Genomic DNA, 24,753 nt, shown 5'->3' with positions numbered 1-24,753 from the left:
CCCAGCGACTGTTGAAGTGTGAATGGGCGAACACCAATTGGGTAGGGATGGATTGAATGATTTTTGGGCCAACTGCTACCGTATCGAAGACCCTAACTGTTATACTGTAAACAGAAATTCTTCTTTGGAGGCCTGGCCGTGAACGCTGCATCTTTAACCGTAATAGTTTTTATCTTGGCGACCGTTTTGGTGGGCCTTTTGACCATGCAAATGGCTAGCCACCGGGTGCAACGCGAGCGCAGCCAGTTTCGGATGGCGGTTTTGCCCGAGACGGTTGAGAATCCCCGTTACTGGTTGCTGGGACTAATTCCGGCAATTGTGCTTAGTGCATTGTTGATTGGGTTTCGCCTCACCTTGCACCCGCTGATTGTGCTCGCACTCGGCACGTTCAGCACCGCGTTGGCGTTCATGCCCGCGTTCATGCCGGTGCTCCTTGGGACAACGGGCCTCATTATTGCGCTCGTGCCCGCCAAAATCTGGCTCAGCTTGAACCTGCCCCAGATGCCGCTTGGAAGTTGGAGCACCAACTTCGCCATCCTGGTTGGGTGCCTCGCAATACTGGAGGCACTGGTGGACAAACTGTTACCGGTCCATAATTCGCCGAAGTTGTTTGATCGACACGGGCGCACGTGGGTGCAGTACCTGATTCAGCAACGCGTGTGGTTGCCGCTGATTGTCCCAATGCCGGTTAGTTTCGCTCCGAATCTCAGTTGGTGGCCGCACCTGAATATCGGCGGTGTGCAGATGGCGCTGACGCTCATGCCAATTTTTATGGGGATTGGCATGCGGCACCGTGAGCCAGAAGCGACGGGTATTTTGCGGCGTGATACCTGGGTTCTTGGCATAGTGGGTGTTTTGACCCTAGCACTCGGGATTATGGGCCAGACACTACAATTGCATCCGGGGATGATTCTCCTAATGGTTGCCGAGATTAGCGTTTTTGGCTGGCTCATGTGCATGCTGGCCCGTTTTCAGCGGCCAGTTCTCAGCGCGGCGGTTGGTGGGGTCCGGATTGTGGCCATCTTGCCGGACACGCCCGCAGCGAAGATGCACTTGCGCCGCGGTGACACAATCCTGCAGTGCAACGGTCAGGATGTTCCCACCCGCGCAGCGCTGTACGCGGCCACGCAGAACCTGGGAACCTTTTGTCGATTACGGGTCCGCGGTTTTGACGGTCAAATTAGATTAGCGGAAACCGCAATTTTCCAGGGTGCGCCCCACATGCTAGGTATTATCACTTTTCCTGAGGAGGATTAATGATGGACAAAATTTTGGTCGTTGATGACGAGCCGGCAATTGTTACTTTGCTGCAGTACAACCTCGAACAGGCACAGTACAGTGTGACCACGGCTGCTGACGGCGAGGAGGCAGTCGCAAAGGCGATGGCGACTGATTTTCAGTGCATCCTGCTTGACTTGATGCTACCAAAACTTGATGGTTACGGGGTGACCCGCCGCTTGCGTGAGGCCGGAGTGCACACGCCCATCATCATGCTGACGGCGAAGGACGACGAGATGGACAAAATCATTGGCCTTGAACTTGGTGCCGACGATTACGTGACCAAGCCGTTTTCACCACGGGAAATTATCGCGCGCATCAAGGCAATCGGTCGGCGGGTGGCGGAACGGCCCAAGTCCACGGTAACGGACCTTCATGTTGGTGAACTGAGCATTGACACGGTGGCCCACAAGGCGGAAATCGCGGGGCGGAAGCTCGACCTCACGCCAACTGAGTTTCGCCTGCTTGCCTGCTTTGCGCAAAACGCCGGTCACACCCTTAGCCGTGAACAGCTGTTAGAGAACGTCTGGGGTGCAGAGTTCAGCGGGAACACCCGGATGGTGGACATTCAGATTAGCCATTTACGGGATAAGTTGGAGCTGGACCCGAAGAATCCACGTTACTTGCAAACAATTCGGGGATTTGGTTACCAGTTGGAGGAACCAACGGATGCTTAAGCATGAACGAACCAGAATAATTGTGCTTGGCCTGCTAGCAATAGTGGGCTTTTTTGCCCTAGGTTTTGGGGCAAGCGAGGCCGTCCACCAGCACCAGCGTGAGTCACTGAAGACGGTGTCGCAGCTGGTCACTTCAACAACTAAGGTGCCGGCTGGCGTGGATATGCACATTGTCGATCTCGAGGGTGATTCAATTCGCGCTCGGGATTTACGCAGTCATACCGTCAGTGGCCACGCACCGCGCGCCAATTCGTACGACCTGATTCACATTCACGGCGTCCCGGAGCTTGTCTACCGTGCACGCATCAACGGTAAGCTAATGGCAATCACGCAGCGCCGCCAAGGGTTGATGACGGTGGCACCACAAACGGTGATTATCACCACCCTCATCTACTGGCTAGTGGTAATCAGCTTGCTCGCGTCCCGCCTGATTGCGGATTCGGCGCTGCGCCGTGAATTGCAATCCCTCAGCTCGGCGCTGCGGGAACTGCGCCAAGGCAACGTGGCTAAGCCGGTGCTCGTTACCAAGCATTCGCGCCTGTATGGTGCTGTTCGTGAAACGCAGCTACTGAATGATTCGTTAACGTCCATGCGGCGGCACATGCGGGTGCGCAGTACTAGGTTCACTCGGTTGATTGATAATTTGCCCCAGGGAATTATGCTGGTGGACACCGATCGTGATGTTGTACTCACGAACCCCGCGTTTGGTGATTTGCTTGGCATCGTCATTGGTGATGGCGAGCACCCGTATGTGGATGACGTGAAGGAATACGAATTAGTTCACTGTATTGAGGACGTCTTGGCCAATGGTGCAAGCAACCATCAAGAGCTGACCATTGCCCAAACCGGGCGGACAGTTGACGCCACGGTTGTTCCGATTCGGGATAGTGACGCAGTTGTCCAGGTGCTCGTGATTTTGTACGACGTAACCGAAATGCACCACGTTGAGCAGATGCAGTCGGATTTCGTCGCGAACGTCAGTCACGAATTGAAGACGCCGGTGACCGCAATCAGCGGTTTTGCGGAAACGTTGCTCGGTGGCGCTAAAGATGATCCGGCGACGCTCACCCAGTTTCTGACAATTATTCAAAAGGAATCGAAACGGCTAACGACGCTGATTAATGATATTCTGACGCTCCAGCGCGGGGGTGTTCCCGAAGAACAGCGCGAGGTGAACATTAGCGAAATCATCAACACGACGGTGAATAACCTGCGCAAACCAGCGGCCAAGCGTGACGTTAAGGTGAGCGTCACGGTGCCGGAGGAGATGACCATCATTAGTTCGCCGGGCAGGTTAACGCAAATTGTGCGCAACCTGGTGGATAATGCGGTCTTTTATAATCGCAATGGCGGCTCTGTGCACGTGGTGGCGACGCAAGATGGGGCCAAGATGCGGCTCACCGTCACCGACACTGGTATTGGGATTCCGAAGGCTGACCAGGAACGGATTTTTGAACGGTTCTATCGCGTTGACAAGGCTCGCAGTCGCAACAATGGCGGTACCGGTCTGGGGTTAGCGATTACGGCTGACGCTGTGCGCGCACTTGACGGCTCAATCAGTTTGGAAAGTGAACCTGGGGTCGGAACAAAGGTTACGGTCGTGGTCTAGGCGAACGGATAGCGGTGGCGGCAAGAACGTAAACTTTCGGGCGCCCAGCGGCTTAACATTCGGTGTCAATATTGTTTGTAACTTAAAAGGGTGTGCCAATTGCAATCATTGCAGGTGGCGCACCTTTTTGCTGTTTGGTGGCCGTTAAAGCAGGCCAGCGACCGCAGCAGACGCAGCGCTGAACGCTGCAATAGAGGTGTGTCATTAGATTTTTGTCAATTTTACCTAACCTTTACATGACGTCTGCACGGATTTTACATCTCGTTGATATTATGAAAATAATGAATTGGAGGTGGACCGCATGCGCACGCGTAAAATTTGGCTTGGGGTGCTCACGCTCGGCTTGCTTGCATTGAGTCTAGCTGGTTGTAGTGGTCAGACGAAGGGGCAATCAATTACGGTTGTTGGTAGCTCGGCATTGCAGCCATTGGTTGAGGCGGCAGGCGAGGAATATTCGAGTGCCCACACTGGTGTCTTCATCAACGTGCAGGGCGGCGGCTCTGGCACTGGCTTGTCCCAGATTCAAGAGGGAGCAGTGGCCATCGGTAATTCCGATCTTTTTGCGAGCGAAAAAACCGGGATTAACGCCTCTAAGTTAGTGGACCACAAAGTTGCCGTGGTTGGTATTACGCCGATTGTGAACAAGGGCGTGAATGTGCACAACCTGACCATGGCGCAGCTGCGTGGTATTTTCACCGGGACCATCACGAACTGGCGCCAGGTTGGCGGGAAAAACCAGAAAATTGTGCTCGTGAACCGGGCGCAAGGCTCCGGCACGCGGGCCACATTCGAGAAGTGGGTGATGGCGGGTCAGCCGGCACTAGCCGCTCAGGAACAAGATTCAACGGGGATGGTGCGCCAGATTGTTGCGAGCACCCCGGGGGCAATTTCGTACGTTGCCTTTTCGTACGTGGACAAGTCGGTCCGGTCGATGAGCGTGGATGACGTCAGCCCAACGGTGAATAACGTCCACACCGGTAAGTGGCAGATTTGGGCGTACGAGCACATGTACACCCAGAAGAAGCAAAACAAACTAACGAAGAACTTTCTCAAGTACATGTTCAGCAACAAGGTGCAGCAGAAGCTCGTGCCGCAGATGGGTTACATCCCCATTACTGACATGTTGATTGAACGTGATGTGGATGGGCATATCACAAAACTGAAGTAGGGGGCGGCATCATGCAAAACGACGAAATTCGGAAGGCACTACAAAAAACATCGCGTGCCACCCGGACTGAGCGGATGGGCAAAATCATCAGTTTTAGCTGTATCGCATTGATTGTGGTGGTCGTAGCGGCGATTTTCTGGTTCGTTGCCAGCCGCGGGATTGCCACCTTCACCGAGAATGGGGTTAACCTGTGGCAGTTCCTCAGTAAAACTGCGTGGGCCCCGGGGACGACCGATGCTTCGGGGGTGCCCAAGACCGGTGCACTGCCAATGATTGTTGGTAGCTTTGGGGTCACTTTCCTGTCCGCACTCATCGCGACACCGTTTGCGATTGGTGCGGCCCTGTTCATGACCGAAATCGCGCCAAAAAGAGGCGGCAAAATTCTGCAGCCGGTGATTGATCTACTGGTGGGGATTCCGTCCGTTGTCTACGGGTTCGTGGGCCTGACGGTGGTGGTTCCAGCCATTCGCCACATTTTTGGTGGGACCGGGTTTGGGATTCTTGCCGGGATGTTCGTGCTTTTTGTCATGATTTTGCCAACGGTGACCTCGATGACCATTGAGGCGATTAAGGCAGTGCCCCGGCGATACCGGGAAGCGTCCCTAGCTCTCGGTGCGACGCGCTGGCAGACAATCTACAAGGTTGTTTTGCGGGCAGCAACGCCGGGAATTATGACCGGGATTGTTTTCGGGATGGCCCGTGCTTTCGGTGAAGCCTTAGCTGTGCAGATGGTTATTGGGAACGCGGCGCTGATGCCGCACAACTTGATTAGTCCTGCCAGCACGTTAACTTCGGTTCTGACGAGTGGAATTGGGAACACGGTTATGGGTAGTCTTGAAAACAACGCGCTTTGGTCATTAGCCCTGCTACTGCTGCTAATGTCACTGGCCTTTAATTTGATTGTTCGCTGGATTGGTAAGCGAGGGGAGATGAAGTAATGAACGCTAAACGAGCTGATAAAATTGCCACCGCAATCATCGACGTTGTGGCGGGCATTATCGTCTTAATTCTCGCGAGCCTGCTCGGTTACATTCTGTTCCGGGGCGTGCCGCAAATATCTTGGCACTTCCTGACGAGTCCGGCCAAGGCCTTTGAAAAAGGTGGGGGGATTGCTTACCAGCTGTTTAATTCCTTCTATCTGCTGTTCCTGTCGATGCTGATTTCGGTGCCGATTGCGCTTGGCGCCGGGATTTATCTATCCGAATACGCGCGGAAGAACTGGATTACGGAAGTTGTGCGGACCTCGATTGAAATCCTGAGCAGTTTGCCATCCGTTGTTGTCGGGTTGTTTGGTTTTCTGATTTTCGTTCTGCAGTGGCACCTGGGCTTTTCCATCCTGAGTGGGGCGCTCGCATTAACCGTGTTCAACCTGCCGCTGCTGACGCGAAACGTCGAGGATGCACTGCACCAGGTCGCATTTACGCAGCGAGAAGCCGGACTGGCACTTGGTCTGTCGCGCTGGGAGACCGTGACGCGCGTGGTTATTCCCGAAGCGCTGCCCGGCATTATCTCGGGGATGGTGCTCGGGGCGGGACGGGTCTTTGGTGAAGCCGCCGCGCTGATTTACACGGCCGGACAGAGTGCACCCGCACTGGACTTTACCAACTGGAACCCGATGTCGATTTCTAGCCCCCTGTCACCGTTTAGGCCCGCAGAAACGCTTGCGGTCCACATCTGGAAAATTAACTCTGAAGGGATTCAGCCCGATGCGGCAGCGGTGTCTGCAGGTGCAAGTGCGGTATTGATCATCGTTGTTTTGTTGTTCAACTTCGGAGCACGGTACCTGGGCAAGCTGTTGCACAAAAAGATGACGGCCGCTTAATCATTGGTCGAATTTGGAGGAAACACACATGGCTGAACCAAAACAATTCATTCGCGAACTACCTGCAACTGCAGAACTCGCACTGAGCACTGAAGACTTGCGTGTTTTCTACGGGTCAAAGGAAGCGGTGCACGGTGTAACTCTGCCGTTTGAACGCTACAAAATCACCGCGCTCATTGGGCCCAGCGGTTCGGGAAAGTCCACATTCCTCAGGTCCCTGAATCGCATGAACGACACGATTGATGGCAGTTCGGTTACTGGCAAAATCATGTACCGCGGCCTCGACATCAACGCCAAGGGGATTGACGTCTACGAGATGCGCAGGCACATTGGGATGGTGTTCCAGCGGCCCAACCCGTTTGCCAAGTCCATTTACGACAACATCACCTTTGCGCTGCGGCGTTTTGGTGAAAAAGATAAGACGGTCCTCGATGAAGCAGTCGAAACCAGCTTGAAGCAGGCAGCCTTGTGGGATGAGGTCAAAGACAAGTTGCACAAGAGCGCCCAGGCACTTTCCGGTGGTCAGCAGCAGCGCCTCTGCATTGCGCGGGCAATTGCGATGCACCCAGACGTGTTACTCATGGACGAACCGGCAAGCGCGCTCGACCCAATTTCGACGGCCGCCGTGGAAGACACGATGCTGCAGCTGAAGGACAAGTACACAATTATTATCGTGACGCATAATATGCAACAAGCCGCGCGTATCAGTGACTATACGGCATTCTTTTACAGCGGTGATTGCGTCGAATTCGACGAAACCCGTCGTATATTTACGCGGCCGAAGATGCAGGCAACCGATGATTATGTTGCCGGTCACTTCGGGTAACTCAGGGAGGGAAAAGATGAACGAGCCAATTATTACCGCCAAGGACGTCCGGCTCCATTACGGCGACTTCGAGGCACTTCACGGCATCAATCTTGAATTTGCACGCGGTGAAATCACCGCCATGATCGGTCCCAGTGGTTGTGGCAAGTCCACCTTCTTGCGTTGCTTGAACCGCATGAATGATTTAATTGACAGTGCCAAAGTTTCCGGTGATATTCGCCTAGACGGTCAAGATATTTATGCACCCGACACCGATGTGGTTAAATTGCGTAAGCGTGTTGGCATGGTTTTCCAGCAGCCAGTCCCGTTTCCGTTTAGCATCTACGAAAACGTTATTTACGGGCTGCGGCTTGCCGGCGTGAAGGACCGCGCCAAACTTGATGCAGCCGTCGAAAAGAGTCTGCGTCAGGCCGCTTTATGGGATGAGGTGAAGGACAAACTCCACGATTCCGCGCTCGGCTTGTCCGGTGGCCAGCAGCAGCGCGTGGCGATTGCCCGCGTGCTAGCGGTTGAACCAGACGTGATTTTGATGGATGAACCAACGAGCGCACTTGACCCGATTTCTTCAACGCAGATTGAGAATATGCTGCTTGAATTACGGGAAAAATACACTATCATTATTGTGACGCATAACATGCAGCAGGCCTCACGGATTTCGGACCGAACTGCATTCTTCCTGCAGGGCAACCTGATTGAATATGCGCCAACGAAGAAGATTTTTATGAACCCAGATAAGAAAGAGACGGAAGATTACATCAGCGGGCGTTTTGGCTAAGGTTCGCTGAACAAGTGGTCGCACGATAAGGAGGACCCCCAAAATGCGTCAAGAATTCAGTCAAGAACTCAAAACCCTGCATGTCGACTTCTCTGAACTCGGAATGATGGTGAATGCTGTTGTTTACAAGTCTGCGAAGGCATTTATCAATCACGATAAGGACCTGGCTCGTGAGGTGATTGACAGTGATTACCTGATTAACGAGCGCCAGATGAGTCTGGAAAAACGTTGCTTTGAACTAATTGCGTTGCAGCAACCGGTGACGAGTGATTTGCGCCTTGTTGTTACGGCAATGAAGGCCAGTTCCGATTTGGAACGGATGGGGGATCATGCCGTTTCCATCGCTAAGTCCACCATCCGCGTTAAGGGGAACACCCGTGTATTGAGCATTGAATCAGACTTGCGCAAAATGGCCGACGCCGTGAAGAAGATGTCGGACGAGGTCCTTGATGCGTACGTTCACGATGACGAGGAGCGTGCACGCGCGATTGCCACTGAGGACCACGGCATCAACGATTTTTCCCGGAAAATCTACTCGGAATGCATTGAAAACATGAAGCAGAACGTCGATACAGTTGTTGGCGGGATGGACTACATGCTCGTTGCGTCGTACCTGGAACGGATTGGCGATTACGTGACCAACATCTGCGAGTGGATTGTCTACCTCAAGACGGGTAAACTGGTGGAACTCAATTCCAGTACTGAGGAAGATCAGTTCTAACTACCTCAAGGCCACGCAGTATCTACTGCGTGGCCTTTTGCTGTCCGGCAGCGTCAGTTGTTTTGTGGAGGCTCCGCGTTGTGGGGTTTGGCCTCCGGGTCTGGGCTGGGTCTCGGGTGTGCTTCGCCGTGGTCGCTGTGGCGGTCGTCTGGAGCCGGAAAACCGCCGTCTCCAGACTAAAAATTTAGCTTTGCATCGTCGCAGTTAGCTATTAACTCGTTCGATACTTAGCGATTAAATTTTTGGTCTGTCTCGTAATCAACATTCCGACAGCTCCTCACACAAATCTAAATTTTTCCCACAAGAATAGAGGCTGTGCCAACCGCAAAAAGCGCGGTCGTCACAACCTCTATTCTTGTTGCCACAGCTGGGCGGCACACCCGAGACCCAGCCCGAACCCTCCGGCCAAACCCCACAACGCTCCGCTGGACAGTGGTATAGATCCTGATTCAACCCGAGTTCTTACAGATGGTACCCGATTTGAACATTGTCAACGGCTGAAAACTTTAACCACGATGTAGCGACTGGGCGGGGGTGGTGCGCGTGTAGTGCGGCTGGGATTTTCCTGTGAAAGCTATGGTGAGAGAAGACCGGTGCGGTTTTTGCGCCGGGCTTATCCACACCATAGCCGGCAAAAATTAAGACCCGTCAGGAAGAACAAAGCTTCACCACAGGTCCTAACAATACGTATTAAGTTCGTAACCCGAAGAACGGACATACGGGGCTAAATTTTTAGGTTGAAGACCCGGTTTTTGGGGCTTCAACCGGCCGCACGGAAAATCCCAGCCGCACGGAACGCGCACCGGCCCCGCCCAGTCGCGGCCCCTATACCACTCAGTACCTACTACCACCAAAAGGACTGACGCTGCCGGACAACGAAAGTGTATCCCAGCCGCAAGACCCAGTGGAAAATCAACCTTTGGCCCTATGTTTTTTTGGCGAACACATCGCATAATAGGATTATCGAATGAACCAGCAAATTGGAGGGTCATATCAATGAATGAACGTGAACGAATTTTAGACTTAGTAAAAAAAGGTATTTTGTCCAGTGAAGAGGGACTCGTGTTGCTTGAAAACCTGGCAACGCAGGGGAAGGAAACAGCTCCAACCGAACCCGAGGCCCCAAAGCCTGATGACGTGAAGCAGGATGAAGCAAAGCCGGAAGCCAAAACTGACGCGAAGCTCGACGAACTAGAAAAGAAGCGTGCCGCGGCCAAGACCAAGCTTGACACAACAACCGATGAATTGGCTTCTTTGCGCCGGCAGATTGCCGCAAACGACGAACAGATTATTGTTTACGACACGATGGAAGATCTGGACACGTTAACGCCAGAAAAGGCTGAAGCACGGCTGACGCTGAAGGGTCAGAACCAAGAGTTGACGGCCAAGGCCACCGCACTTGAAGAAGCCCGGGTTGCCGCTAAGCAGGAGCTCAGCGACTTAGAACGCGACCTCCGTAAGCAGCAGGTTCACTCCAGCCTCGACAAGGTGTTGCCAGATGACTGGCAGGCACAGGCCAAGAGTGCGGCCGCTGATTTGGGCAAGACGGTGACCGACGCCACCAGCCAGATTGGCTCAATCGTTAAGAAGACGGCCAAGACCGTGATTGATAACGTCGATTGGAAGGACGTGACCGTTCGCGTTCCCGGGATTGTGACCCAGCGCTTTACGCACACCTTCACTTACGAACACAACCAGGCAACCGTGCTTGACGTGAATGTGGCCAACGGGGATATTCACTTTACCCAGTGGGACAAGGACGACATTCAGGTGATTGCAAATGTCCGCCTGTTCGGGAAGGTCGCGGGCGAACCGTTTGACGCCTTCACCGAACGCAGCCGCATTGAAGTGTCCGACGACAGCTTCATTTTCCAAGTGCCAAATAAGCGGGTTGAGGCTAACTTGACCATTAGTTTGCCGCGCCGGGAATATGACCACCTCGCTGCCCGGACGCTGAACGGGAACATCACCTTTGAAGATATTAAGGGCAAGGATTTCTACGTTAAGACAACCAACGGGGATCTGCGTTTCCGCAACACCCACGCCGTAATGCTCGAAGCTGAAAACGTGAATGGGAGTGTTAAGGCAACGGACAGCGTGCTGAAGTCGGCTGTGCTGTCCACCGTTAACGGCGACGCGCGCTTTGCGGGTTCTGCTAACAGCCTGAAATTGACAACCGTGAACGGCGATGCGAAACTGACAGTAACAGAACCAATTGAAGCTGTCACAGCAACCAGTGTCAATGGTGACGTGAAGCTGGCGCTGCCACTTGAACAGGGAATGAGCGGCCACGCGAAGACCCGCTTCGGGAGCATTCGTTCCCGCATGCAGGACGTTCAGGCACCAAGCAAGTTGATGCACACTCTGGACTTCAACCGTCCGGGTGCCACCCTCGCGACCGTCAACATTAGTACCGTGACCGGTGATATCCTGCTTAAGGACACTGACATCACCAAATAAATTACTGATAAGGAGACGGTAACGTGCCGCTTTTGATTATTCCGCTACTCATTTTGGGGGTCTTAATCGTACTTGGATTAGCATTTGCCCTTGTGGCGATGCTGGTCAAAATGCTGTTCGTCCCCACTTTGATTCTGATTGCGGTTCTATTCTGGCTCCGGCGCGACCGGCAACCGATTCACGGCAAAACGCGGACCAGTCATTATGAACACGCAAAGTATCGCACCACTTCTCACGTGCAGCCGATGCAACGTCGTGAATTACACAACGTGCACGAAAAAGACGTAGAGAAGAAATCCCCGCACGACAGTTGGGATGATTTTTAGAAAAACGTACCGGTAAGTATGGCGGAGTTCGCCAAACTATCGGTACGTTTTTTGTATATTATCGCCATTATCTTGACTAACGGTGGCATTTATTACCAGATTAACGCCGACTGGTAAGACTTAAAGCTAACGTTACAGTCAGGGGCGGCGCATCTATGGTAAAATTGAGCGTAAAGCTAAAAGGGGTAGGTGATTATTATGGCTGACTATGTTACTGTCGATGCACTTGTGCAGTCTGCAAATCTGACCGTTGTCAGCGGTTCGGAAGACCTTAAGAACCGGAAGATTGTTGTCAGCGATATTTCTCGTCCAGGGCTCGAACTGACAGGGTACTTTAACTATTACCCACACGAACGAATCCAACTATTCGGGCGAACCGAGATTTCGTACACGCGTAACATGACGCAGGATGAGCGGACGGAAGTGCTCAAGCGCATGTGCGCACGTGACACGCCGGCATTTGTTGTGTCACGCGGACTGACACCACCAGCGGAAATGTTAAGCGCAGCCGCCGCAGCACACATCCCAGTACTTAGTTCAACTTTGCCAACCACCCGTTTGTCATCCCTCATTACTGATTACCTCGATGGTGAATTGGCGGAACGTCAGAGTCTGCACGGGGTTCTGGTTGAAATCTTCGGGTTAGGGGTTCTGATCACCGGTGATTCCGGGATTGGTAAGTCCGAAACCGCGCTCGAATTAATTCAGCGTGGACACCGACTGATTGCCGACGACCGGGTTGACGTCTACCAGCAGGACGAGCGGACCTTGATTGGTGAGGCCCCAGCAATCCTGTCGCATCTGCTAGAAGTGCGTGGGATTGGGATTATCGACGTCATGGATCTGTTTGGTGCTGGTGCCGTGCGCACAACCTCACAGATTAATCTGATTGTGCACCTGGCCAACTGGACGTCGGACAAGAACTTTGACCGTCTTGGTACGGGTGTGCAGAGTCAGACCATCTTTGACGTTGAGGTACCGAAGATTACCGTGCCGGTCCGTGTTGGGCGGAACATTGCGATTATCGTTGAAGTTGCGGCAATGAACTACCGTGCTAAGACAATGGGGTATGATGCAACTAAGAAGTTCGAGGCTAACTTGAATAAGCTAATCGAACAAAACGAAGCGGAAAGTTAAAAGGAGTAGTTAATGTTTGGTGCACTGAATCCGATTGCTCTTCAGTTAGGCCCGTTAGAGGTTCACTGGTATGGGGTAATCATCGCTAGCGGCGTCATTCTCGCCGTGTACCTGGCGATTCGTGAGGCCAAGCGGCGGAATGTCGCCGAAGACCACATTTTGAACCTGGTGCTTTACTCATTGCCGTTCGCCCTGATTGGGGCACGTGCATATTACGTGTTTTTCGAGTGGGACTACTATTCCCAGCATCCGGATGAAATCATCGCAATTTGGAATGGTGGTATCGCAATTTATGGTGCACTTATCGCCTCCGCAATTGTCTTCATCGTTTACTGCCGGATTAAGGATTTGTCCATCTGGCTGGTCCTTGATATCGCAGCCCCGACCGTGATGATTGCGCAGGCAATTGGGCGATGGGGGAACTTCATGAACCAAGAGGCGTTCGGGCAAATCACCTCGCTGCAGTTTCTGCACGAATTGCATCTGCCAGAATGGATCGTTCAGCAAATGCTGATTGGTGGTCACTACCGCATGCCGACTTTCTTGTTTGAGTCGACATGGAACGTGATTGGGTTTATCCTCATTATGTCGGTTCGGCACCATCACGGCTGGTTCAAGCAGGGCGAAATCTTCCTGAGCTATGCCGGTTGGTACAGCTTCGGCCGGTTCTTCGTGGAGGGAATGCGGACGGATAGTCTGTACGCAATGCCGGGCTTGCGGGTTTCGCAGCTCGTCTCCATTATCATTTTTGTTGGTGCAATTATTATATGGCTCTATCGGCGGCACCGGGCGGATACACCAGATTATCTAGCCGGAAATCTTAACGCTGCTATCAATAATCCCGCGGCCTAGGTCGCAGTCACAATCTTAAGGAGTGAACATTTTGTCTGAAAAAATTGCTGTTCTTGGTGCAGGTTCATGGGGTACCGTTCTTGCTAACTTGCTGACGGATAACGGTCATGACGTTACCGTTTGGGCTTACCTTGAAAAAGATGCTCGTGAACTGAACGACCAGCACACGAACGAACACTACCTGCCTGGCTTCAAGCTGAACGAAAAGCTGAAGGCAACGTCGAACCTGAAAGAAGCAACCGATGGCGCTGACCTTGTCCTTTTCGTTGTGCCAACCAACGTTGTTCGCGGAGTTGCTGAACAGCTGCTGCCACTGCTTCAGGAATCTGGGAACAAGCCGGTCATCGTCTCAGCTGCCAAGGGTCTTGAAGTCGGGACTTACGATCGCGTCTCCGAAATCATTGCGTCCGTTATCCCAGCCGAGAACCACAATGGTATTGTTGTGATTTCCGGACCGAGCCACGCTGAGGACACTTCAACCAAGGACATCACCACCCTGACCGCCGCATCCACCAACTTGGAAGCTGCTCAGTACGTCCAGAAGGTCTTCATGAACAGTTACTTCCGTCTCTACACCAACCAGGATGTGATTGGCGTGGAAATGGGTGCCGCACTGAAGAACGTTATCGCAATTGGTGCCGGTGCACTGCACGGCCTCGGCTACGGGGACAACACCAAGGCCGCATTGATTACGCGTGGCCTCGCTGAAATCACCCGGCTTGGGGTAACGATGGGTGCAGACCCACTGACCTTCTCTGGTCTCTCCGGTGTCGGTGACTTGATTGTGACCGCGACGAGTGTGCACTCCCGTAACTGGCGTGCAGGGAATGCCCTAGGGCACGGTGAAGCACTGCAGGACATCCTGGACAACATGGGCCAGGTTGTCGAAGGGGTTTCCACGGCGAAGGTTGCCCACGAACTTGCGCAGAAGAAGGGCGTTGAAATGCCAATCACCGATGCAATTTACGGTGTTTTGTACGAAAACAAGCCAATTCGCGAAACCATTGTTGGCCTGATGCAGCGCGATTCCAAGCCTGAATTCGACTACTAAACCAAAGTGCTTGTCAAAAATCAGTCCGTTGCGGGCTGATTTTTTTGTTCACCCAAATATTTTTGCGTCTGGCGGATGTACAAATTCGATTGATTGAACTATTAACTTCACTAAGGCTGTTTACATCTGGTAACATGAAGGGTATAGTAGCAATATAGTTAACTTACAATTGGTAAGTAAAGGAGAGATGTACACATGACTAAATCTGTTGACGTGGTTGTTATTGGGGCCGGCCCCGGCGGTATGACCGCAGCGCTCTACGCATCACGGGCGAACTTATCCGTTGTGATGCTCGATCGCGGTATTTACGGTGGGCAGATGAATAACACGGCGACAATTGAAAACTACCCTGGGTACACCTCAATTCTCGGTCCAGACTTGGGCGAGAAAATGTACGCTGGCGCGACGCAGTTCGGTGCCGACTACGAATACGGGAACGTAACGGGCGTTGAGGACAAGGGCGCAACCAAGATTGTGCACACCGACGATGGTGATTACGAAGCCAAGGCGGTAATTCTTGCCACCGGTGCTGAACACCGTAAAGTTGGGATTCCCGGCGAAGAGGAATATTCTGGCCGTGGTGTTTCCTACTGTGCCGTCTGTGATGGTGCCTTCTTCCGTGACCGCGACTTAGTTGTCATCGGTGGTGGGGACTCGGCCATTGAAGAGGGTCTCTACCTGACCCAGTTGGCCAAGTCCGTTACGGTTATTCACCGGCGTGACCAGTTGCGTGCCCAGAAGATTATCCAGCAGCGTGCTTTTGCGAACGACAAGATGCACTTTATCTGGAACGGTCTCGTGCAGTCCGTTGAAGGCGACGGCAAGGAAGTTACCGGCGTCACCTACAAGGACAAGTTTACCGGCGAGGAAGCCACAGTTCCCGCTGCCGGCGTGTTCATTTACGTTGGGATTAAGCCAATGACGGATGCTTTTGCCGGACTTGGCGTGCTGGACGAACACGGTTGGGTCATCACGAACGACCAGATGGAAACCAGCGTGCCCGGGATTTACGCAATTGGGGACGTGCGCCAGAAGACGTTGCGGCAGATCACAACAGCTGTTGGTGACGGCGGACTTGCTGGCCAGGGTGTTTTCAATTACATTCAGAGTCTGCAGGATGCCGAAATTAAGGCTTAAGTTCACACGGACTACCGAATAAAGTAATGATGGTCACACCCGACTTTCATTAATAAAAATAGTGTTTTCTGAAACATCCAGCTAAAAATGGCTGGATGTTTTTATTTTGCCGTTTAGCCGGTCCACGTTAACGGGTATACTTACAGTTAGAAACCAAAGAATTGGAGCTGGAAATAATGGGGTACGATGAAACATATGCATTGTGGACAAAGCAGAAGGGCCTGCCCGCTGAGTTAGCGGCGGACCTTGCTGCGCAGAAGGATGATGCGGCGGCGCGTGAAGATGCCTTTGCTGTACCAATGTCATTTGGTACTGCCGGGATGCGCGGTGTTTTTGGCGCCGGCATCAACCGGATGAACATTTACACTGTTGCGCAGGCCAATGCTGGACTGGCGCGTTACATGAATGAACTAGGCAAGGACGTTTGTGCACGCGGGGTGGCAATCAGTTTTGACTCCCGGCACAACTCAGAACTCTTTGCCCACGTGAGCGCACACGTGCTTGGTGCTGCCGGGATCAAGAGTTACGTGTTTGATGCTCTGCGCCCAACGCCAGAACTGTCATTTGCGGTTCGCAAGCTGCACGCTTTTGCCGGCATCATGATTACTGCCAGTCACAACCCAAAACAGTACAATGGCTACAAGCTGTACGGCGAAGATGGTGGTCAGTTGCCACCAGACGCATCCGACAAGATTACCGAGTATGTGCGTGCGATTACCGATATTTTCAGTATTCCGCAGGCTAGCGAAACCGAGCTGCGTGCTAGCGGCCTGATGCAGCTGATTGGTGAAGACATCGACTCCGCCTACCTTGACGCGGTTGCAACGGTGACGGTTAATCCAGAGCTCGTTGCGCGCGTTGGCAAGACGATGAAGCTCGTGTACTCACCACTGCACGGAACGGGGAAAGTGCCCGTAATGCGCGCCCTGCAGCGTGCCGGGTTTGCCAACTTTGCGATGGTGCAAAAGCAGGCGATTTACGATCCTGAATTCAACACGGTTGAGCACCCTAACCCAGAATTCCACGAGGCGTTCGACCTGGCCATCGAACTTGGCAAGCAGCAGGACGCTGATTTGCTGATTGCAACGGACCCCGATGCTGACCGTTTGGGGGCTGCCGTTCTCAAAAACGGTGAATACCACCTGCTGACGGGTAACCAAATCGCCAGCTTACTGTTGCACTACATCCTGGAGGCCAACAAGCAGGCGGGGACGTTGCCCGCAAATGCGGCCGTGGTGAAGAGTTTTGTTTCAACCGAACTCGCTGACGCAATTTGTGCCGACTATGGCGTGCAGATGATTAATGTCGAGACCGGCTTTAAGTTTATCGGTGACCAGATTGCGCACTACGAGACAACCGGAGAGCACACGTTCATGTTTGGCTTTGAAGAAAGCTACGGATACCTCGTCAAGCCATTTGTCCGCGACAAGGATGCGGTTCAATCAACCCTGCTGCTGGCCGAAGTTGCGGCGTACTACCAGGAGAAGAACATGACGCTGGCCGACGCGGTTGACGCACTTTACGCTAAGTACGGTTACTACGCTGAACAAACCACATCGCTCGAATTCCCCGGTGTTACCGGGCCCAAGAAGATGGCGGCACTGATGGTTGCCTTCCGTGAAGAGGCGCCCGCTGATTTTGGCGGCACCGCCATTGTGAGGAGTGAAGACTACTTGACGCAAAAGGCCAACGCCAACGGAACTGAGACCGACATCACGTTGCCAAAAGCGAACGTGCTCAAGTACTACTTGGAAGACGGCACCTGGATTGCTATTCGGCCAAGTGGCACCGAACCCAAGGTTAAGTTCTATATTGGCGTGCAGGGCCAAAGCAGTGCCGATGCCGACGCAAAGCTGAAAAAGTATGCTGAAGCACTGACCGCCTTTGCCGAGAGCGCTGAATAACATTTAATTTGAATTTTGTCTGCGCACTTTGAGTTTATGACTCAGGGTGCGTTTTTTTGTGCGCTTTTTGGGGCAAAAAGGTTGATTACGGCTCCTAATGTTTGCCGACTTACGGCCGACTGCATAATGCTAAGTCGCGTGGCAGCGCGGTTCTTAGCGATATTAACAACGCATAACGGCTAACTGCATGAATAGTTGACGCCGGCACAAATGTTAATCTACGTGTGCGTTGTTTAGCGCATTTTGCAGTCAAACAGGGAGGTGAAAAGAGATGGGCAAACGCCATGGAGTTATCGGCCTCGTTTTGCTGGTTGCCCTGTTCATCGCGACTTTGTGTTGTGCCAGTACCAGAGCAACAGGGCTAGCCGCTGGTAATCCGGAGGTGAGCTACACAAACAATGACCAGGGTGTTTTCCCACGCGATAGCTGGCACATCGAGGACCAGCAAACCGTCATTAACCCCCAGGGTGGCGATAACCGCGGAATGGATGGTGTGACCAGTTGGCGTGGTAATGCGGATGACAGGGAGCACGCCTACCTTAAGTTTGGCGACCCGAGCAATCCGGATTTTACCATCCGCAAGTTTGCCCGGGAGACCAGCGTACCGGGGACCTATGACGTTTACCTGAACGTGCGGGGCAATACCAGAATTACCAGTCAGACCGAGCCACTTGACCTAGTGTTTGTCCTCGATCTGTCGGGAAGCATGGAAAAAGATGAACGCGGCAATCAACTGCCGCACGAGTTGAGTACCTACCGGGATAGCTCGGGAACATATTGGTGGCGAATAGAGGCCAATGATATTTGGCGTAGACACAAACGCTTTCCCAAGGATGACGTTCACCTCGAGGCGTTCATCGATCGCACTGGCAAGCAGATTTTTCGCAACCGGGATAATCACCACGAGTTTTTCTTGAGGACAGATGATAATCGGTATGTGCAAGCCGCCAACCCCCACTTTGTGTCCGACACTAGCGGCGGCTATATTGACGATCAAACTAAGGCGCAGGCGCTGCGAGCCGGGCTTGCCGGGTTCATGCAGGCGTTAAATGAGATGGCCCCGGAGGCGAAGGAATTGATCCACGTCGGCGCGGTGACGTTTTCTGAACCAGACTACGCGACCAATGGGCAGACTGTTCCCTTGGCGCCGGTGTCGGTGAGTCAGGCAGACGCCTTGCAGCACGTGGTAGCCCCAACCTTTGCGGGTGGCACCTTCACCCAGGGGGGACTGAAGGCGGGTGCGGAGATGCTGGCTAATCAGGGACGCGCAAATTCGCGGCAGATGATGATAGTTCTTTCCGACGGTGTACCGACCTACGCGTGCCACGTTCAGGGAGTAAGCACTGCCGATGGTCAACTGATTGCAACCAGTTGCACGAACCAGATTGAAGGCTTGGGCAATACGGCGGGGTACTCCGGCACCAGGTATCCGAACGCGGTTAATGGGACTCACGAAACAGACGAGTACGAAGTTGATGGCCAGATGATTGCGTCAACCTGGCCCGCGACGTTGGGGGCGGCGCATACCATTCAGCAGCAGACCGATGTGCGCGCCCTCGGGATTCAGTTGGGCCAGGATGATGGCACGGGGATGACGGCCAAAGAAGTGGCTGCGAAGTATGCACTCATCGCCAGCAAGGACGCCGGCGGTAACCGGCAAGTCGAGTTTGCTGATTCACCCGGTGCAGTCACGGATTACCTTTTGCGGATGGCCCAGCTGGTTGAAAGTGAAATCTATGCGACCACCATCAAGGATGGACGCATTAATGATCCGCTGGCGCCGCAATTCAAGATGGTTAGCAATAACTGCGACGTGCAAATCATGGGCAACAGCGCGTTAAAACCGCGCGTCAGCCTGACAAGTGCAGGATTAAGTGCAGCGGGCATTACGCTGGGTGCGGGCGATGAATTGCAACTGCATTACCGGGTCGCGCTGCGCACACAAGCACCAAATTTTCGCACTCAATATTGGTACCAATTTAGTTCTGCGACCACCCTGATGCCAAATGGGCGCAGTCCGGATGAGCTGGTTAATTTCGGTGAGCCATCCGCACGGGCGCCGGCGCGGGAGTTAGAGGTCGTCAAAAGATGGCGGATTCCCCTTGGCGCCCGGCTTCCCGACAAGGTGCGCTTTACGGTTCAGCGCCGCACACCAGCGGCGGTTGATTCGACCTGGAAGGGATACGTTACGTTGACCGTGGCCGATGCGGATGATGACCACACTTGGGAGCGGGAATTCACGCAGGCGACGACGAGTGATGGTCGGGAACTCGCAATGCCGGCTTACAGTGACGCGGGGGTTAAGCTGCGTTACTTTGTGACCGCTGAGGACCTGCGGGGTTATGTCCAGCAAATTGATAACGATGTGGACTGGGCCACGCGGGAGGATGACGAAGCGCAAATCACCAACACCCAGCGCCGCCTGCAAATAATGAAGTACGAAAAGAACACGCAAAGCAGACTGGCCGGCGCGGAGTTTCGGCTCAAGAAGGTTCGGTCGTGGGGGGATAACCTGGGGACGCCCATCACTTTGACCGCCGTTTTATTACCCGGAAAATATGAGGTGCGCGAAACCGTCGCGCCTGAAGGATTTGTTTTAAATAAGACGACGTTTCGGTTTGCGGTGAGTGAAGACGGCACCTGGTTGGATGAGGACGGCGAAAAGATTGACCGAACTGGCCCGGATGTGGATGGCGGTGGGTACGCATCTGGCTTTTACCAAACGGGTCCCGCTGAATTAGTGCTCTTAGTCAACGATGAGCCCAATCCTGAACCGCGCATTATGCCGCACACAGGCGGGACGGGCAGACAGACACTCGCCCTGCTTGCGACTGCCTGCGCTGGCATTGTTGCGCTACTAATCATGTACGCGGTCCGCAACGCAAGGGGGTGGCGTGAATGAGGCGGAAAATATGGGCGGCGTTGTTAACCATCTTTGCGCTGGTGAGTGTCCGTGCGGGACCAGTACAGGCGGCAGCAACAACGCAGACGCTTACGGTGCAGCTGCCTGCAGGTGAGTCAGCCGTGGTCGCCGTTTTTGACGTTACGGATGCCTTTTGGACGAAGAGTGTTCTTCAGCACAAGGTGTCACTGCAAGACCGGCAAGAGGTGATTGCACAGACTAGGCCTGTGAGCAGGCCAGTGCAAACACGCGTGGCGGCGCAGGGACAAGCGACATTTGTGCTGCCGACCCAAAAGGCAGGCCAGCGAGCGGTGTACCTGATTCAAACCCGCAGTGATACTGAACCCATTCAGCCGGTTGTGGTGGTGATGCCTTCGGTGCATGAAGGCGGGTTAGCGGGGGAAATTGCACACGTATATCCGAAATCACTCCCCCCTTTGCCGGACACTGGTGGCGCACCGCCAAGAGGGGCGGGGCAGCGGAATGCGACAAGCAAACAGGGAAAGCTCCCCCAGACCGGTAGTGCCAAGCTTTGGTGGCTAACGGGTCTTGGCGTTGTTGTGCTCGGCGGCTACTTAATGATTAAACTTCACGGTTTTAATAAACGAAAGGTTGTGTAAAACAATGAAATTGAACAGGCTAGGGCGGCGCATTTCAGCGGCGCTCGGTGCAGCACTGCTTGCCCTTGGCGTTGGTGCCAGTGCGGCGGCGGCATCGGCTAATGCTGCAACAAAAGCACCGGAGAAACAGACAATTACGTTGATTAAATACAAGTCGGGGGATGACCTAACAGAGCATGACCCGACAATCGGTCCCGACCCTTCTGATGCAAAGGAACGGGTCAACGGTGCCATTTACACCGTGTATGACGTGACGGATCAGTACTGGCAAGCAATTGGCGAGCCCGGCATCACCAAGGACAACATTGGTGAAGTCAACGGACCAACGGACGCTAACCCGTATACGGCCAAGCACTTTGACGTTTCCAAAGCGCAGGCGGTAAAGGTGATTGGCACGTCCAACGGTCAGGCGACCACAGAATTGCCGACCCAAAGCAACGGGCACAGTGCGGTTTACCTGTTCCGTGAAAGCCACACCCCAACCGGGTTCCAGCAGTCCTACGATTTTCTGTTGGGGTTACCGGCGCGGAATGCAGCGGGCGAATATCCGAGCCAATTGTACGTTTACCCCAAGGATGCGGTGAAGGATACTTACTACTTGCAATTCCGGAAGGTGGACCAGTATAATCCCGAGACGCCACTGGCGAAGGCCGTCTTTTACGTCACCCGCAAAAATGGGGATGACCTGCGTTACGCACGGATTGAAGGGCAAAAAGCGGTTACCGGTTTTTCCGTGACGCCAGAAGATGTGACCTGGGTGACATCCACTGACGATGCGACCAAGTTTACCTCGGATAGCGATGGCCGGTTTGGCTTTGGCGCCTTCCCCGAAACGGTCACGGACAACACCATCAAGGGCCTCAGCAAGCGCGGTCATTACGGCTTGCAGGAAATCACGGCCCCAGCTGGATACACCGATAAGTTCACAATCGCGGGCGGCGTGGTTAAGGTTGGCCAAGTCGCTTCCGGTGACGATAAAAATGATGTGACCAATCAGGTGAGTGATATGCCGGAAAGCATTCTGCCGCACACTGGTGGTAAGGGTATCATTGCCCTCATCGCTGTCGGTACGGCGATGGTCGCCGTGGGTGCAATTGTGTACGTTAAGCGCCGGGTAGTTGATTAAAAATTTTTTTGTAGATTTGAATTAAGCTGCGACCACTAGCAGCCGACAAACGCGCGTCACAATGGGCTTTTACGCCACTGTGGTGCGCGTTTCTTTTCGCGTTTCGACTAGCGAAAGTGTGTTCGCTGTGGTAGACTTTCCTTACAAGAAGGTAGTAACTTAACGGTAGCCGTCCGCACAAGGCGGATTCGTGAATTTCACTGATCCGCTTTTTTGTGTGAGTACTGCCGAAGAAGCTGTTGCAAACCGCATTTCTGCGCATTTGGGCAGAAGTGGGCGGCGCAACGCGAGTGGAGGGATAGTCATGGATGACACACGTGAACAGCGTAAGTTTGAATTGGTTTCGCCGTACAAACCAGCGGGGGATCAGCCCCAGGCAATTGCCCAACTGACTGCGGGCTTTAAGGCCGGGGAGAAAGAACAGATTCTGCTGGGTGCCACTGGGACCGGGAAAACTTTCACGATGAGTAACGTGATTGCGAACCTGAACCGGCCAACGCTCATTCTCTCGCACAACAAAACCCTGGCAGGGCAGTTGTACGGGGAATTCAAGCAGTTCTTCCCCCACAACGCCGTGGAATACTTTGTTTCATACTATGATTACTACCAGCCCGAAGCGTACGTGCCAAGTTCTGATACGTACATCGAAAAAGACTCGGCAATCAACGATGAAATCGACCAGTTGCGGCACTCAGCAACTAGTTCGCTGCTGACCCGCAGCGACGTAATTGTTGTGGCGTCCGTTTCCAGCATTTTCGGATTAGGGGACCCAAAGGAATACTTTGACCACCTGATCTCGCTGCACGTGGGCCAAGAAATTGACCGGAACTCGCTGCTGCGGAACCTGGTCGACATCCAGTACGACCGCAACGACATTGACTTCCAGCGTGGCCGGTTTCGCGTGCGTGGGGATGTGGTTGAAATTTTCCCGGCCAGTGGTGACGAACACGCCATTCGCGTGGAGTTCTTCGGGGATGAGATTGACCGCATTACTGAAGTTGACGCCCTGACCGGGGAGATTATCGGCACGCGCGAGCACGTTGCGATTTTCCCAGCGACCCACTTCATGACCAACGACGACGCGATGGAACACGCAATCGCCAGCATCAGCGCTGAGCTCGATTCACGGCTCAAGGAATTGCGCGGTGAAAACAAGTTGCTTGAGGCACAGCGGCTTGAGCAGCGCACCAATTACGACATTGAAATGCTGCGGGAAATGGGCTTTACCAGCGGGATTGAAAACTATTCCCGGCACATGGACGGCCGCAAGCCGGGCGAGCCACCGTACACGCTGCTGGACTTCTTCCCCAAGGACTTTCTCATCATGGTCGACGAAAGCCACGTGACCATGCCCCAAGTGCGGGCGATGTACAACGGTGACCGGGCGCGGAAACAGACGCTCATTGACTACGGGTTCCGCCTGCCGAGTGCACTGGATAACCGGCCACTTAAGCTGAGCGAATTTGAGGAACGGGTTAACCAGATTCTGTACGTTTCGGCCACTCCTGGTCCCTACGAACAGGAACGGGTGCCCGAAAAAGACGTGGCCGAGCAGATTATTCGGCCAACGGGGCTACTTGATCCGCAGATTGAGGTGCGGCCAATTATGGGCCAGATTGACGACTTGGTGTCCGAAATCAACAAGCGCGTGGAGAAGCACGAGCGTGTATTTGTCACGACCCTCACCAAGAAAATGGCGGAAGACCTGACGGATTACATGAAGGAACTGGGCATCAAGGTTAAGTACCTGCACTCGGACATCAAGACCCTTGAGCGGACCCAAATCATCCGGGATTTGCGGCTCGGGAAGTTCGACGTGCTGATTGGGATTAACCTGCTGCGTGAAGGAATTGATGTGCCCGAAGTATCGCTCATTGCCATTCTCGATGCGGACAAGGAAGGCTTCCTGCGGGCGGAACGGTCACTCATCCAGACGATTGGGCGGGCCAGCCGGAATGAACACGGGCGGGTCATTATGTACGCCGACCGCATCACCGACTCCATGCAGGGGGCCATTGATGAGACCAGACGGCGGCGCGAAATCCAAGAGAAGTTTAACGAAGAGCACCACATCACACCAAAGACCATCATCAAGCCGATTCGCGACAACATTTCGGCCGTTAAGCCAGATGCGGATGCTGACGCGGATAAGTCGTTTGCGGAAGTCGATTTGGCGGATATGTCCAAGGAAGAAAAGCAGGAGCTCATCAGCAACTTGCGTGAACAGATGCGCGCGGCGGCCAAGAAGCTCGACTTCGAGCAGGCGGCAAGTTTGCGTGATACAATTCTGGAATTGGAAAAATAAGGGCATGAATCGTGCTCGGCGCAATGCTTTAAGGGCAAGTTACATGCAGGCCCAGAA

The 24,753-nt window shown here is 53.6% G+C and carries 20 protein-coding genes; all 20 read left to right on the top strand.

Going from position 1 to position 24,753, the window contains the following annotated elements:
• The first annotated feature begins 138 nt into the window (after positions 1-138).
• Entirely contained in the window at positions 139-1,257 is a 1,119-nt protein-coding gene (locus EKN00_RS04375) for a PDZ domain-containing protein (protein WP_127848930.1), read from the top strand.
• Positions 1,258-1,259: 2 nt separating this feature from the next.
• Positions 1,260-1,955, top strand: a complete 696-nt coding sequence (locus EKN00_RS04370) for a response regulator transcription factor (protein WP_164848023.1) — start codon at positions 1,260-1,262, stop codon at positions 1,953-1,955.
• Positions 1,948-3,564 (top strand): two-component system histidine kinase PnpS, encoded by a 1,617-nt coding sequence (pnpS, locus tag EKN00_RS04365; protein WP_127848928.1) that lies wholly within the window; start codon positions 1,948-1,950, stop codon positions 3,562-3,564. Before EKN00_RS04370 ends, pnpS begins: the two co-directional genes overlap by 8 nt.
• 301 nt (positions 3,565-3,865) lie before the next feature.
• Complete coding sequence (locus EKN00_RS04360; protein WP_127848927.1) at positions 3,866-4,732, top strand: phosphate ABC transporter substrate-binding protein PstS family protein; 867 nt, start codon at positions 3,866-3,868, stop codon at positions 4,730-4,732.
• Positions 4,733-4,743: 11 nt separating this feature from the next.
• Positions 4,744-5,670 carry a phosphate ABC transporter permease subunit PstC gene (gene pstC / locus EKN00_RS04355; protein ID WP_127848926.1) on the top strand — a complete coding sequence of 309 codons (927 nt, stop codon included), beginning with the start codon at positions 4,744-4,746 and terminating at the stop codon, positions 5,668-5,670.
• Complete coding sequence (gene pstA / locus EKN00_RS04350) at positions 5,670-6,554, top strand: phosphate ABC transporter permease PstA (protein ID WP_127848925.1); 885 nt, start codon at positions 5,670-5,672, stop codon at positions 6,552-6,554. Before pstC ends, pstA begins: the two co-directional genes overlap by 1 nt.
• A 28-nt stretch (positions 6,555-6,582) precedes the next feature.
• Positions 6,583-7,380 carry a phosphate ABC transporter ATP-binding protein PstB gene (pstB, locus tag EKN00_RS04345; protein ID WP_127848924.1) on the top strand — a complete coding sequence of 266 codons (798 nt, stop codon included), beginning with the start codon at positions 6,583-6,585 and terminating at the stop codon, positions 7,378-7,380.
• A 16-nt stretch (positions 7,381-7,396) separates the two neighbouring features.
• Positions 7,397-8,155, top strand: coding sequence for a phosphate ABC transporter ATP-binding protein PstB (gene pstB / locus EKN00_RS04340; RefSeq protein ID WP_127848923.1), 759 nt, complete (start codon positions 7,397-7,399; stop codon positions 8,153-8,155).
• A gap of 43 nt (positions 8,156-8,198) precedes the next feature.
• A complete protein-coding gene (gene phoU / locus EKN00_RS04335; RefSeq protein ID WP_127848922.1) occupies positions 8,199-8,876 on the top strand; it encodes a phosphate signaling complex protein PhoU in 678 nt (225 codons plus the stop codon).
• 996 nt (positions 8,877-9,872) lie between these two features.
• Positions 9,873-11,336, top strand: coding sequence for a daptomycin-sensing surface protein LiaX (gene liaX / locus EKN00_RS04330; protein ID WP_164848021.1), 1,464 nt, complete (start codon positions 9,873-9,875; stop codon positions 11,334-11,336).
• Between the two features lie 23 nt (positions 11,337-11,359).
• Positions 11,360-11,662, top strand: a complete 303-nt coding sequence (locus EKN00_RS04325) for a hypothetical protein (protein WP_127848920.1) — start codon at positions 11,360-11,362, stop codon at positions 11,660-11,662.
• Between the two features lie 198 nt (positions 11,663-11,860).
• A complete protein-coding gene (hprK, locus tag EKN00_RS04320; RefSeq protein ID WP_127848919.1) occupies positions 11,861-12,799 on the top strand; it encodes an HPr(Ser) kinase/phosphatase in 939 nt (312 codons plus the stop codon).
• A gap of 12 nt (positions 12,800-12,811) precedes the next feature.
• Entirely contained in the window at positions 12,812-13,651 is an 840-nt protein-coding gene (gene lgt, locus EKN00_RS04315; RefSeq protein ID WP_127848918.1) for a prolipoprotein diacylglyceryl transferase, read from the top strand.
• 31 nt (positions 13,652-13,682) lie between these two features.
• Positions 13,683-14,702, top strand: a complete 1,020-nt coding sequence (locus tag EKN00_RS04310; RefSeq protein ID WP_127848917.1) for an NAD(P)H-dependent glycerol-3-phosphate dehydrogenase — start codon at positions 13,683-13,685, stop codon at positions 14,700-14,702.
• Positions 14,703-14,897: 195 nt separating this feature from the next.
• Positions 14,898-15,839 carry a thioredoxin-disulfide reductase gene (trxB, locus tag EKN00_RS04305; RefSeq protein WP_127848916.1) on the top strand — a complete coding sequence of 314 codons (942 nt, stop codon included), beginning with the start codon at positions 14,898-14,900 and terminating at the stop codon, positions 15,837-15,839.
• A gap of 176 nt (positions 15,840-16,015) precedes the next feature.
• Positions 16,016-17,743 carry a phospho-sugar mutase gene (locus tag EKN00_RS04300; protein WP_127848915.1) on the top strand — a complete coding sequence of 576 codons (1,728 nt, stop codon included), beginning with the start codon at positions 16,016-16,018 and terminating at the stop codon, positions 17,741-17,743.
• Between the two features lie 271 nt (positions 17,744-18,014).
• Complete coding sequence (locus EKN00_RS04295; RefSeq protein WP_127848914.1) at positions 18,015-20,645, top strand: SpaA isopeptide-forming pilin-related protein; 2,631 nt, start codon at positions 18,015-18,017, stop codon at positions 20,643-20,645.
• The gene (locus tag EKN00_RS04290; protein WP_127848913.1) at positions 20,642-21,265 is read left to right on the top strand and encodes a pilin N-terminal domain-containing protein; all 624 of its coding nucleotides are present in this window, start codon (positions 20,642-20,644) and stop codon (positions 21,263-21,265) included. Before EKN00_RS04295 ends, EKN00_RS04290 begins: the two co-directional genes overlap by 4 nt.
• 4 nt (positions 21,266-21,269) lie before the next feature.
• A complete protein-coding gene (locus tag EKN00_RS04285) occupies positions 21,270-22,391 on the top strand; it encodes a pilin N-terminal domain-containing protein (RefSeq protein WP_127848912.1) in 1,122 nt (373 codons plus the stop codon).
• Positions 22,392-22,695: 304 nt separating this feature from the next.
• Positions 22,696-24,696 (top strand): excinuclease ABC subunit UvrB, encoded by a 2,001-nt coding sequence (gene uvrB / locus EKN00_RS04280; RefSeq protein ID WP_127848911.1) that lies wholly within the window; start codon positions 22,696-22,698, stop codon positions 24,694-24,696.
• Positions 24,697-24,753: the final 57 nt, after the last annotated feature.

Origin of the sequence: Lacticaseibacillus hulanensis, assembly GCF_004010095.1 — a bacterium.
Lineage (GTDB): Bacteria > Bacillota > Bacilli > Lactobacillales > Lactobacillaceae > Lacticaseibacillus > Lacticaseibacillus hulanensis.
This window is presented reverse-complemented; position numbering and strand designations above follow the sequence as displayed.